Below are 11937 nucleotides of genomic sequence, written 5' to 3'. Positions count from 1 at the left end.
CCCAGGGTTATGGCAACGCCGCAACCACTGAAAGCTCGACCAGAATCTCCGGTTCACACAACTTGGCCTCGACCGTCGCCCGCGCAGGTGCGACGCCTTTTGGCAGCCACTTGTCCCAGACGCTGTTCATTCCGGCAAAGTGGGCATCGATGTCCTTCAGGTAGATCGTGACCGACAGGATGCGGTTTTTGTCGGTCCCGGCCAGATCCAGCAAGCGCTCAATGCTGTCGAGGGTCTCACGTGTCTGTTGTTCGATCCCGGCACTCATGTCATCACCCACCTGGCCCGCCAGATAAACGGTGCCATTGTGGACGACGATCTGACTCATGCGCTCATTGGTGAGCTGGCGCTGGATTGACATGTTTTGCGTTCTCCTTGGTGCTGCCGTAGCGAGAAATATCGAGGCCTTCGGCGCTGATCTGCGGTTTTTTGCTCGCCATGAGATCGGCCAGCAAACGCCCGGAGCCGCAAGCCATGGTCCAGCCCAGTGTTCCGTGGCCGGTATTGAGGAACAGATTGCGGAATGGCGTTGCGCCCACGATCGGCGTGCCATCCGGTGTGGCCGGGCGCAGTCCGGTCCAGAAATCGGCACGGTCCAGGTCACCGCCTTGAGGATAGAGGTCGTCGACGATCATCTCCAGCGTTTCGCGGCGACGCGGGTTGAGCGACAGGTCGAAACCGGCGATTTCCGCCATGCCGCCCACGCGAATGCGATTGTCGAAACGGGTAATCGCAACCTTGTAGGTTTCATCGAGGATGGTCGAGGTCGGTGCCATGTCTGCCTGAGTGATCGGCACGGTCAGCGAATACCCTTTCAACGGGTAGACCGGTGCGCGGATGCCCAGCGGCTTGAGCAACTGGGGCGAGTAACTGCCCAGCGCCAGCACGTAGCGGTCTGCGGTTTCCAGCTTGCCGTCGATCCAGACGCCGTTGATACGGTCGCCCACATGATCAAGCCGTTCGATGGACTGCCCGTAACGGAACTCGACGCCCAGATTGACCGCCATTTCCGCCAGTCGAGAGGTGAACAACTGGCAATCGCCCGTCTGATCGTTAGGCAGACGCAACGCGCCACTCAGCTTATGGGTGACGTTCGCCAACGCAGGCTCGACGCGGGCAATGCCGTCGCGGTCCAGTAATTCATAAGGCACGCCGGACTGTTCGAGCACGGCAATGTCCTTGGCAGCGTTATCCAGTTGCTCCTGGGTGCGGAACAACTGTGTGGTACCCAGGCTGCGGCCTTCATAGGCAATACCGGTTTCGATGCGCAGTTCGTCGAGGCAATCACGGCTGTACTCGGACAGACGCACCATGCGCTCCTTGTTCACGGCATAGCGGCTGGCCGTGCAGTTGCGCAGCATCTGCGCCATCCACAGATATTGGTCGATATCGGCTGTCGCCTTGATCGCCAGCGGGGCATGACGTTGCAGCAGCCATTTGATCGCCTTGAGCGGCACACCCGGCGCAGCCCATGGCGATGCATAGCCTGGCGAAACCTGGCCAGCGTTGGCAAAGCTGGTTTCCATGGCAACGGCTGGCTGACGGTCCACCACCGTGACCTGGAAACCAGCCCGAGCCAGATAATAGGCACTGGTTGTACCGATCACACCACTACCCAGGACCAGAACACGCATGTCGATGACCTCATCGCGGATATCCGCTGACGTTTGAAGTTTTAAGCAGGAATGTGTGCAGTATATGGAGCATCGAGCAGTGATTCTCACTATATAAATGCGTATATTCGGAGCTAATTCTCGGCAAAGAACGCTTTAGTAGAGGGGAAATCACCCGTGCGAACTCAACACCAGTCAAAACGTGAGCTGGACAAGATCGACCGCAATATCCTGCGCATCCTCCAGGCGGACGGGCGCATCTCGTTCACGGAGCTGGGCGAGCGGGTCGGCCTGTCCACCACGCCCTGCACGGAGCGGGTTCGCAGGCTGGAGCGCGAGGGCATCATCATGGGCTACAACGCCCGCCTCAACCCTCAGCACCTCAAGGCCAGCCTGCTGGTCTTCGTGGAAATCAGTCTGGACTACAAATCGGGCGACACCTTCGACGAGTTCCGTCGGGCGATTCTGAAACTGCCCCATGTGCTGGAGTGCCATCTGGTGTCAGGTGACTTCGACTATCTGGTCAAGGCACGCATCTCGGAAATGGCGTCCTACCGCAAACTGCTGGGCGACATCCTGCTCAAGCTGCCGCACGTACGGGAGTCCAAGAGCTATATCGTGATGGAAGAAGTGAAAGAAAGCCTGAACCTGCCGATTGCAGATTGACGGTGCAGGCTGTGTAGGAGCGGATTTATCCGCGAATTGTTCGCGAATGAATTCACTCCTACACACAGACCGGCTACACCAGCACCTGCCGGGTCGAGGCCATGTACTCATGGATCTGCTTCTCGACCCTGGGATGGATCATCTCCACAGGTCGACGCCCGTTCGGGCATGGCAAGGTCGGCGTGGTGCCGAACAGGCGACAGATCAGGGGGCGCTCGTCATACACCGTGCATCCCTGAGGGCCGAGATGCACGCAGTTCAGTTCGTTCAAGGCCGCTTCCTGCTCGGCAGCGGTCTTGCGCGGCAGGCGGGACATTTCTTCCGGCGAAGTGGTCACCGGACCACAGCAGTCATGGCAGCCGGGCACGCACTCGAACGAGGGAATCTGGCGACGCAAATCGCGGACTTTCTGACGGTTGCAGCTCATTGAATCGACCACCCAAACACAATGGCGCGATTCTGCCTCAGTTGGCAGGCCCATGACAGCCGCTTATCCTCCTTGTGAATGTCAAAGGCCGTCCACAGGATCACTCCATGAACGCACGGGTCCATCCCAACCAGCACGCCGCCTCCTACTACACCGCCAGCAGCCATCCACAACCGGATCACCCTGTATTGCAAGGCGAGTTGAAGGTCGATGTGTGCGTGATCGGCGGTGGGTTTTCCGGGCTGAACACGGCCATCGAACTGGCCGAACGCGGCTTGAGCGTGGCCTTGCTTGAGGCGCGAAAGATTGGCTGGGGCGCCAGCGGACGCAATGGCGGGCAACTGATCCGGGGTGTCGGCCATGATCTGGAACAGTTCACCTCAGTCATCGGTCATGACGGCGTGCGGCAACTCAAGTTGATGGGCATCGAAGCGGTCGAGATCGTCCGTCAGCGGGTCGAACGCCATGGCATCGACTGCGACCTGAAGTGGGGTTATTGCGACGTGGCGAACAAGCCGCGTGATTTTGCCGGCTTTGCCGAGGATGCCGAAGAACTGCGCAGCCTGGGCTATCGCCACACGTTGCAACTGCTGCAACCGGAAGACATGCACAGCGTCGTCGGTTCCAATCGCTATGTCGGCGGCCTGATCGATATGGGCTCCGGGCATCTGCACCCGCTGAACCTTGCCCTGGGCGAAGCGGCTGTCGCCCAATCGCTGGGGGTCCGCGTGTTCGAGCACTCCCGTGTGGAGCGCATCGACTACGGCCCACAGGTCAAGGTGCATACCGCGCAAGGCTCGGTACAGGCCACAACCCTGGTGCTGGCCTGCAATGCTTACATGAACGGCCTGAACCCGGAGCTGGGCGGCAAGGTTCTACCGGCCGGCAGCTACATCATTGCGACCGAACCGTTAAGCCCCGCACAGGCGGCCGAGCTGATCCCACAGGACATGGCGATCTGTGATCAGCGCGTAACGGTGGATTACTACCGGCTCTCGGCCGACCGTCGCCTGCTGTTCGGGGGTGCCTGTCATTATTCAGGACGTGACCCGCAAGACATCGCCGCCTACATGCGGCCCAAGATGCTTGACGTATTCCCTCAACTGGCCGACGCGAAGATCGACTATCAATGGGGTGGAATGATCGGTATCGGTGCCAATCGCCTGCCGCAGATCGGGAAACTCCCGGACCAGCCGAATGTGTTCTACGCCCAGGCCTATGCCGGCCACGGCCTCAATGCCACACACCTGGCAGGCCGGTTACTGGCCGAAGCCATCGCCGGACAGCACAGCGATGGCTTCGAGCTGTTTTCCAGGGTGCCGCACATGACCTTCCCCGGTGGCAAATACCTGCGCTCGCCATTGCTGGCACTGGGAATGCTCTGGCATCGCCTCAAAGAACTGCGCTGAACTCAGAGCTTCCAGAAAGGCTTCATGGCTTCGGCCATCGCCTGATCGGCATTGAGCCCTATATCGCGCAACTGATCGTCGGTCAGTCGCATCAAGGCGCGTCGGGAGGCCAGACGGTGACAGTACAACGCCCAGCGGCTCATGTTGGGTTGAGTGTTCGCCTTGGTCTCTCTCGAACCACTTTTATCCAGCACCTGGCCGTGAGGCGCTACCCGCACATCGCTCAGCCCGTTCATTTGCAGATCCCTCCATCGCGTTTTGGTGTGATTGCATGATGAAGAGGAAAGCGAAACCATTACAGATTCAAAAACAATTATTTATTTACATACAGATCAACCAAAATTCGCACTGAATGCTATATTTTTGCCCAATCTGTACTGCTTCTTCATTCAAACCTCTTTAGAGAGTACGCCATGACGCTCTACGTCAACCTTGCCGAACTGCTGGGTACCCGCATCGAGAGCGGCTTCTATCGCCCCGGTGACCGGTTGCCCTCGGTTCGGGCATTGAGCCTTGAGCATGGCGTCAGCCTGAGCACCGTTCAGCAGGCGTATCGGGTACTGGAAGACAACGGGCTGGCAGCTCCCAGACCCAAGTCGGGTTATTTCGTGCCCGCCAGCAGAAAGGCACCGGCCCTGCCTGCCGTGGGCCGCCCGGTGCAACGGCCTGTGGATATCTCTCAGTGGGAACAGGTGCTGGACCTGATTCGCGTCTCGCCAGCCCAGGCGGTGACGCAACTGGGACGCGGCATGCCGGACATCAGCAGCCCGACGCTCAAGCCACTGCTGCGCTCCTTGAGCCAGCTGAGCCGCCATCAGGACATGCCCGGTCTGTATTACGACAACATTCATGGCGTCCATACACTTCGCGAACAGATTGCACGCCTGCTGCTGGACTCCGGCTGCAACCTCACTGCCAACGACCTGATCATCACCACCGGTTGCCATGAGGCCCTTTCGGCCAGCATTCGCGCCATCTGCTCGCCGGGCGACATCGTGGCGGTGGACTCCCCCAGCTTCTTCGGAGCCATGCAGACCCTCAAGGGCCTGGGCATGAAGGCGCTGGAAATCCCCACCGATCCACTGACGGGCATCAGCCTCGAAGCCCTGGAACTTGCACTGGAACAATGGCCGATCAAAGCCATACAGCTGACGCCCAGTTGCAACAACCCGCTGGGCTACGTGATGCCCGAAGAACGCAAGCGCGCCCTGCTGACACTGGCCCAGCGCTTCGACGTGGCAATCATCGAGGACGATGTGTATGGCGACCTGTCCTACAACTACCCTCGCCCGCGCACCATCAAGTCTTTCGATGAGGATGGCCGCGTCCTGCTGTGCAGCTCGTTTTCCAAGACACTCGCACCCGGCCTGCGGATCGGCTGGGTCGCTCCGGGACGCTACCTGGAGCGCGTGCTGCACATGAAATACATCAGCACCGGCTCGACGGCTCCACAGCCGCAACTGGCCATTGCCGAATTCATCCAGGCCGGGCACTACGAACCGCACCTGCGCCGCATGCGCACGCAATACCAGCGAGGACGCGACCAGATGATCGACTGGGTCATGCGTTACTTTCCGGAAGGGACACGCGCCAGCCGACCTCAAGGCAGCTTCATGCTGTGGGTGGAACTGGCGGAGGATTTCGACACCTTGCGCCTGAACCGTGAGCTACGGGATCAAGGGGTGCAGATTGCGGTGGGCAGCATTTTCTCGGCCTCCGGAAAATACCGGAATTGCCTGCGAATGAACTACGCTGCCAAACCGACACCCGAAATCGAAAGTGCTGTACGCAAGGTCGGCCTGATGATTGCGAAACTGAGCGCACAAAACGACTGACGCCCGAAAATCTTTCCGCCATTTCAGGGTCATATCGCAGTCGAAACCCTGCCGACGGACACACAATTTGAAGAACTCATGGGCCTTGCCCCTTTGCCTGCTGGTTGCGCTGAGCCTCAGTGGCTGCACCCACCTCAGCGTTCCCAACGAGCCGAGCCAGGCCCTGCCACCGTCCGGCTCAGCCTTTGGCCGCGCCATCCAGACCCTGGCCATGCCTCACGAAGGACGCTCGGGGTTTCGCTTGCTGTCCGACAGCAGCGATGCATTCACGGCACGTGCCGAATTGATCCGCAGCGCCAGGACCAGCCTGGATCTTCAGTACTACATCGTCCATGACGGCCTGAGCACCCGCGCCCTGATCGATGAACTGCTCAAGGCCGCCGACCGGGGCGTGCGGGTGCGCATCCTGCTGGACGACACCACCAGCGACGGGCTCGATCAGGCCATCGCCACCCTCGCCGCTCACCCGAACATCCAGATCCGCCTGTTCAACCCACAGAATCTGGGGCGTGAAACCGGCGTGACACGCAGCTTCGGGCGCCTGATGAACCTGTCGCGACAACACAGGCGCATGCACAACAAGTTGTGGCTGGCCGACAGCAGCGTGGCCATCGTCGGAGGCCGTAACCTGGGCGATGAATATTTCGATGCCGAACCCCATCTGAACTTCACCGATATCGACATGCTCAGCGTCGGCCCCGTCGCCACACAACTGGAGCACAGCTTCGATCAATACTGGAACAGCGCGCTGAGCAAGCCTATCGATGAGTTCATCTACATCCTGCCGACCCAGGACGACCTGACCAAAGCCCGTGAGCGCCTGACCACCTCGCTGGAAATCGCCCATCGCGAGCACAAGGCCTTGTATGAGCGCTTGATGGCCTACAAGACACGGCCTCGCCTGAAGGACTGGCTCAACGAGCTGGTCTGGGCGCATAACCAGGCCCTGTGGGACGCACCGACCAAGGTTCTGGCGCGGGGCGAGCCCGATCCGCACCTGTTGCTCACGACACAACTGGCCCCGGAACTGCTGAAAGCGCATCAGGAACTGATGCTGATCTCGGCGTATTTCGTTCCGGGCGAAGCCGGTCTGCTTTATCTCACCAATCGCGCCGATGCAGGCGTGTCGGTCAGCCTGCTGACCAACTCGCTGGAAGCCACCGACGTACCGGCCGTCCATGGCGGCTACGCGCCGTACCGCAAGGCGTTGCTGGAGCACGGCGTGAAACTCTTCGAGTTGCGTCGCCAGCCCGGCGATCAAGGCAGCAACGGCAGTGGCCCGCACCTGTTCAAGAAGCATTCGTTCCTGACCAGCTCTGACTCGAGCCTGCACAGCAAGGCGATGATTTTCGACCGCCAGAAGATTTTTGTCGGCTCATTCAACTTCGATCCGCGCTCGGTGCTCTGGAACACCGAAGTCGGTGTGCTGGTAGACAGCCCGGAACTGGCCGAAGACCTGCGCGAGCTGACGCTGCAAGGGATGGCGCCCGCCTTGAGCTACGAAGCGAAGCTGGAAAACGGCCAGGTGGTGTGGGTCACCGAAGACAATGGCCAGATGCATACCCTGCACAAGGAACCAGGCGACTGGTGGCGACGCCTCAATTCCTGGGTCAGCAAGGCCATCGGCCTCGAAAAAATGCTCTAAGCCGCCAGGGGCTTGCCGCCGAAGGCATTGTCCTTCAGTGACAGCATCACCAGCCCGAGTGCACCCGCCGCCATCATCAACGGCAAGGCATGACCGCTGACCCACTGACTGCCAGCCCCTGCAACCAAAGGTCCGACCAGACAGCCAATTCCCCAGAGCTGGGCGACATGGGCATTGGCGCGCACCAGCGCATCATCGCGGTAGCGCTCGCCAATCAGGATCAGCGACAGGGTGAACAGGCCACCGGCACTGGCACCGAACAGCACCCACAACGGCCAGATCAATACCGTATCGATCAACAAGGGAATCAACAGGCTGGACACCAGCAAGGACGCCGCACACCCTGAAAACAGGGTGCGGCGCGAAACCCGGTCCGCCAGCATGCCGATCGGCAATTGCAACAACGCATCTCCCACCACCACGGTACTGACCATCATCAGCGCAACTTCCGGGGTGAAGCCCTCGCGCAGGCAATAGACCGGCAAGAGCGTCAGGATCAGCGCCTCAAAGGCGGCAAACAGCGAAACGGCCCAGGCGATGGCAGGCATCCCCCGGCAAAAACCGAGCAGGTCCCGAAACGTCACGGCACACGCCTCTGTCGCAGGCGCTCCCGAACGTCCAAGCAGCAACAACGGCGAACTGACCAGCAACGCCACGCCAATCCAGAAACCGTAATCGGCTTCGGTTCCGATCACACCCAGCAATAGCGGCCCGGCCAGTTGGCTCAAGGCATAGCTGCTGCCATACAGCGCTACCAGACGGCCTCGCAAACGCTCGACCACCAACTGGTTGATCCAGCTTTCACCCAGGATGAAAACGATGGTCAGGATCACGCCCAGCATCAGACGCAGAACCAGCCAGATTTCGTAATGAGGCAACAGCGCCAGCAGACCGACCGAAAACGCGCCGGCCCACAGGCAAAGGCGCATCAGATTCACCGTGCCGAAGCGTGCGGCCAGTCGACTGGCCAGCCCGGCCCCCAGCAACACGCCGATCGCAGGCATCGCCGCCATGATGCCAATGGCAAATGCGCCATAGCCCCAGCTTTCCAGCCGCAGGGAAACCAGCGGCATGCTGACGCCCACCGCCAGGCCGACGCTCAATACCGAGGCCAGCACGGCGAAATAAGTACCCCAACGCATTTCCAGCTCCAGCGGGTTAAATCTTGTGCAGCTTGTGTGTAGGAGCGGATTCATCCGCGAAAACGGCAGTCCAGGCCGATACATCTCTTGCGGAGGTACCGGCCCTTTCGCGGATGAATCCGCTCCTACGGGAGCTTTACAGTTTGATCCAGGTCGATTTCAGTTCGGTGTATTTGTCGAACGCATGCAGCGACTTGTCGCGGCCGTTACCCGACTGCTTGAAGCCACCGAACGGCGCAGTCATATCGCCGCCGTCATACTGGTTGACCCATACGCTACCGGCCCGCAAGGCCTTGGCTGTGAGGTGTGCCTTGGACAAGTCCGCCGTCCACACTGCCGCTGCCAGGCCATATTGCGTGTCGTTGGCAATCTGGATGGCCTCTTCGGCGCTGTCGAAGGTCAACACGGACAGCACCGGCCCGAAGATTTCTTCCCGGGCGATTTTCATCGCATTGTTCACCCCGTCGAAAATGGTCGGCTCGACATAGGTACCGCCCGTTTCTTCCAGAATGCGTTTACCGCCCGCGACCAGTCTGGCGCCATCGGTATGACCGGCCTCGATGTACGACAGCACGGTATTCATCTGCTGGGTATCGACCAGGGCACCCACGGTCGTGGCCGGGTCCAGCGGGTTGCCGGGCTTCCAGGCCTTGAGGGCCTCGATCACCAGCGGCAGAAACCGGTCCTTGATGGAGCGCTCGACCAACAGGCGCGAACCGGCCGTGCAGACTTCGCCCTGGTTGAAAGCGATGGCGCTGGCCGCAGCTTCGGCGGCGGCCTGTAGATTCGGCGCATCGGCAAAGACGATATTCGGGCTTTTGCCACCCGCCTCCAGCCAGACACGTTTCATGTTCGACTCGCCCGAGTAGACCAGCAACTGCTTGGCAATTCTGGTCGAACCGGTGAACACCACCGTATCCACATCCATATGCAGAGCCAGCGCCTTGCCAACGGTATGGCCGTACCCCGGCAGCACATTGAGCACGCCCGCCGGAATACCGGCCTCAATCGCCAGTTGCGCGATACGGATGGCCGTCAGCGGAGACTTTTCAGACGGCTTGAGGATGACCGAATTGCCTGTAGACAGCGCAGGGCCAAGCTTCCAGCAGGCCATCAGCAAGGGGAAGTTCCACGGCACGATGGCGGCCACGACACCCACCGGCTCACGCGTCACCAGGCCCAACTGATCGTGCGGCGTTGCGGCCACTTCGTCGTACAGCTTGTCGATGGCCTCGCCACTCCAGCTCAACGCCTGCGCAGCACCTGGAACATCGATGCTGAACGAGTCGCTGATCGGCTTGCCCATGTCCAGGGTTTCAAGCAGGGCGAGTTCTTCGACGTGTTTTTTCAGCAGGCCGGCAAAGCGGATCATCGTGGCCTTGCGCTTGACCGGTGCCATGCGCGACCAGGCACCGGCATTGAAGACGTTACGAGCGCTCTCTACGGCGCGCTGGGCGTCGGCATCATCACAACTGGCAACCTTGGCCAGCAACCGGCCATCCACCGGGCTGAGGCAATCGAAAGTAGCACCTGAAGCCGCAGCGGTGTACTCGCCCTGAATGAAGGCACGGCCTTCGATCTTCAAGTCCCGGGCACGTTTTTCCCAGTCAGCATGAGTCAGAGTGGTCATACGCATGTCCTCCTTTTGATGGTATGGGCGCCAGTGCCGCACCCCAAAGTATCCGTCACCCTAAACCAGCGCCCTGTTAAATCCAATATATTTGACAGAAATGGCAATTAGCGCCCGAATATGTTGATTTTATTAAACGACGATTCATGAATGCCACGGCACTATTGAAGCCGGGCCTCATCCAAACACCATCACGTTCATTGTCAGGGGGAAACATGGGCATCGAAAGTATTGTCGACTTCAGCGAAACCCGTACAACCGCCGAGCATTACCGTCCCGCACCAGAAAAGATCTTCAAGGGCGACCCGCTGCAAACGGTCTACAACCACTACAACAGCCCGTGTGGGCAGATGAATGCCGGGGTGTGGGAAGGCGAAACCGGGCAATGGCGGGTTCATTACACCGAGCATGAATATTGCGAAATCGTGCAGGGCGTTTCAGTGCTGCGAGACGAAGAGGGAAACGCCAAGACCCTGCGGGCAGGAGACCGGTTCGTGATCCCGGCAGGTTTCAAGGGCACCTGGGAAGTGCTGGAAACATGCCGCAAGATTTATGTGGTGTTCGAGGCCAAGGGTATATAACTGAATAACGCATGAAGCCTTCCCGAACAGGCGACCCTAGGTTCTGTACGAAAAGTCGGCGAGCGAAGGTCAGGCAAGGCAAAAAACGGCGAGGAACGGTCGGAGTCGCGCTCGACTTGACGGGTTGTCAATGAGCATTCCGATCGGACTCGCGCACGAGCCGGTTTTTAACGCAGCATGACCGAGCGCAGCCACTTTACGTACAAACCCTAGAGGCGTCCATTCTGGACATCATTCATAAAGGAATATGAACATGACGAACGAACAGATTACCCAGGCCCTTCAATACCTCATTGGCAGCCGCTACGTACCAAGCATCAAGGCTTACATCGGCGAACTGACCGGGCGCCCGCGCGTTCTGGGCGACAAGGATGTCAGCAGCCGGGAATTCGACCTGAACCGTATCCATGTGGAAACAGATGCCGCCGGCCTGATTTCAGGTTTCACCTTTGGCTGACGCCAGGCGCCTGAAGTCGTAAAAGACAGGCACAAAAAAGCCCGCAGCGATGCGGGCTTTTTTGCAGGAGACAGAATCAATTACTTGATTTTGCCTTCTTTGTAGATCACGTGCTTGCGTACAACCGGATCGAATTTTTTGATTTCGATTTTGTCCGGAGTAGTACGTTTGTTCTTGTCGGTAGTGTAGAAGTGACCAGTACCGGCGCTCGAGATCAAACGAATCAATTCACGCATGATTATCTCCTTAGATTTTGCCGTCGCGGCGCAGATCAGCAAGCACAGCTTCGATGCCGCGCTTGTCGATGATACGCATGCCTTTAGCAGATACGCGCAGACGAACAAAACGCTTCTCGCCTTCAACCCAGAAGCGATGATGCTGCAGGTTTGGCAGGAAACGACGACGGGTTTTGTTGTTTGCGTGGGAAATGTTATTCCCGGTTACCGGTGCTTATGACCCCGATCACCTGTTGGGCGACGAAGAGGATCTGGGCATCAGCCTGGCCCTGATCCCCACCGATACGCCCGGCGTG

Annotated in this window: 14 protein-coding genes and 1 pseudogene; 7 read left to right on the top strand and 8 right to left on the bottom strand. The window is 59.4% G+C overall.

The window, feature by feature from the left end:
* Nucleotides 1-7 precede the first annotated feature (7 nt).
* Together ACIPY9_RS16705 and dadA are read right to left on the bottom strand one after the other, a co-directional pair.
* Nucleotides 8-361 carry a RidA family protein gene (locus ACIPY9_RS16705; protein WP_400703490.1) on the bottom strand — a complete coding sequence of 118 codons (354 nt, stop codon included), beginning with the start codon at nucleotides 359-361 and terminating at the stop codon, nucleotides 8-10.
* Nucleotides 333-1634, bottom strand: coding sequence for a D-amino acid dehydrogenase (dadA, locus tag ACIPY9_RS16700; protein ID WP_400703487.1), 1302 nt, complete (start codon nucleotides 1632-1634; stop codon nucleotides 333-335). The genes ACIPY9_RS16705 and dadA overlap by 29 nt, the downstream gene beginning before the upstream one ends.
* A 156-nt stretch (nucleotides 1635-1790) precedes the next feature.
* Here dadA and ACIPY9_RS16695 point away from each other — a divergent pair, with 156 nt between their 5' ends.
* On the top strand, nucleotides 1791-2279 hold the full coding sequence (locus ACIPY9_RS16695; RefSeq protein ID WP_400703484.1) for an Lrp/AsnC ligand binding domain-containing protein: 489 nt from the start codon (nucleotides 1791-1793) through the stop codon (nucleotides 2277-2279).
* Nucleotides 2280-2352: 73 nt separating this feature from the next.
* Here ACIPY9_RS16695 and ACIPY9_RS16690 read toward each other — a convergent pair whose 3' ends face one another.
* Nucleotides 2353-2706, bottom strand: a complete 354-nt coding sequence (locus ACIPY9_RS16690; RefSeq protein ID WP_400703481.1) for a YkgJ family cysteine cluster protein — start codon at nucleotides 2704-2706, stop codon at nucleotides 2353-2355.
* Between the two features lie 107 nt (nucleotides 2707-2813).
* Here ACIPY9_RS16690 and ACIPY9_RS16685 point away from each other — a divergent pair, with 107 nt between their 5' ends.
* A complete protein-coding gene (locus tag ACIPY9_RS16685; protein WP_400703478.1) occupies nucleotides 2814-4115 on the top strand; it encodes an NAD(P)/FAD-dependent oxidoreductase in 1302 nt (433 codons plus the stop codon).
* 2 nt (nucleotides 4116-4117) lie between these two features.
* On the opposite strand, the gene ACIPY9_RS16680 is transcribed toward ACIPY9_RS16685, so the two are convergent.
* Complete coding sequence (locus ACIPY9_RS16680) at nucleotides 4118-4351, bottom strand: DUF1127 domain-containing protein (RefSeq protein WP_400703475.1); 234 nt, start codon at nucleotides 4349-4351, stop codon at nucleotides 4118-4120.
* Nucleotides 4352-4528: 177 nt separating this feature from the next.
* Here ACIPY9_RS16680 and ACIPY9_RS16675 point away from each other — a divergent pair, with 177 nt between their 5' ends.
* Complete coding sequence (locus tag ACIPY9_RS16675) at nucleotides 4529-5950, top strand: PLP-dependent aminotransferase family protein (protein WP_400703472.1); 1422 nt, start codon at nucleotides 4529-4531, stop codon at nucleotides 5948-5950.
* Between the two features lie 67 nt (nucleotides 5951-6017).
* Nucleotides 6018-7595 (top strand): phospholipase D-like domain-containing protein, encoded by a 1578-nt coding sequence (locus tag ACIPY9_RS16670; protein WP_400703469.1) that lies wholly within the window; start codon nucleotides 6018-6020, stop codon nucleotides 7593-7595.
* Here ACIPY9_RS16670 and ACIPY9_RS16665 read toward each other — a convergent pair.
* The gene (locus ACIPY9_RS16665; RefSeq protein WP_400703466.1) at nucleotides 7592-8737 is read right to left on the bottom strand and encodes an MFS transporter; all 1146 of its coding nucleotides are present in this window, start codon (nucleotides 8735-8737) and stop codon (nucleotides 7592-7594) included. The genes ACIPY9_RS16670 and ACIPY9_RS16665 overlap by 4 nt on opposite strands.
* A gap of 136 nt (nucleotides 8738-8873) precedes the next feature.
* On the bottom strand, nucleotides 8874-10367 hold the full coding sequence (locus tag ACIPY9_RS16660; protein WP_400703463.1) for an aldehyde dehydrogenase: 1494 nt from the start codon (nucleotides 10365-10367) through the stop codon (nucleotides 8874-8876).
* Between the two features lie 215 nt (nucleotides 10368-10582).
* Here ACIPY9_RS16660 and ACIPY9_RS16655 point away from each other — a divergent pair, with 215 nt between their 5' ends.
* Both ACIPY9_RS16655 and ACIPY9_RS16650 read left to right on the top strand, forming a co-directional pair.
* Nucleotides 10583-10948, top strand: a complete 366-nt coding sequence (locus ACIPY9_RS16655) for a cupin domain-containing protein (RefSeq protein ID WP_400703460.1) — start codon at nucleotides 10583-10585, stop codon at nucleotides 10946-10948.
* A 253-nt stretch (nucleotides 10949-11201) separates the two neighbouring features.
* Nucleotides 11202-11405, top strand: coding sequence for a hypothetical protein (locus tag ACIPY9_RS16650; protein WP_400703457.1), 204 nt, complete (start codon nucleotides 11202-11204; stop codon nucleotides 11403-11405).
* A gap of 80 nt (nucleotides 11406-11485) precedes the next feature.
* Here ACIPY9_RS16650 and rpmG read toward each other — a convergent pair whose 3' ends face one another.
* Together rpmG and rpmB are read right to left on the bottom strand one after the other, a co-directional pair.
* A complete protein-coding gene (gene rpmG / locus ACIPY9_RS16645; protein WP_007894709.1) occupies nucleotides 11486-11641 on the bottom strand; it encodes a 50S ribosomal protein L33 in 156 nt (51 codons plus the stop codon).
* A 10-nt stretch (nucleotides 11642-11651) separates the two neighbouring features.
* Nucleotides 11652-11834, bottom strand: coding sequence for a 50S ribosomal protein L28 (gene rpmB / locus ACIPY9_RS16640; protein WP_400703864.1), 183 nt, complete (start codon nucleotides 11832-11834; stop codon nucleotides 11652-11654).
* Nucleotides 11835-11856: 22 nt separating this feature from the next.
* Here rpmB and ACIPY9_RS16635 point away from each other — a divergent pair.
* Nucleotides 11857-11937 (top strand): annotated as a pseudogene (locus tag ACIPY9_RS16635) (hypothetical protein); the annotation flags it as partial.

This window comes from Pseudomonas sp. NPDC089734 (assembly GCF_044748865.1).
Taxonomy (GTDB): domain Bacteria; phylum Pseudomonadota; class Gammaproteobacteria; order Pseudomonadales; family Pseudomonadaceae; genus Aquipseudomonas.
This window is presented reverse-complemented; position numbering and strand designations above follow the sequence as displayed.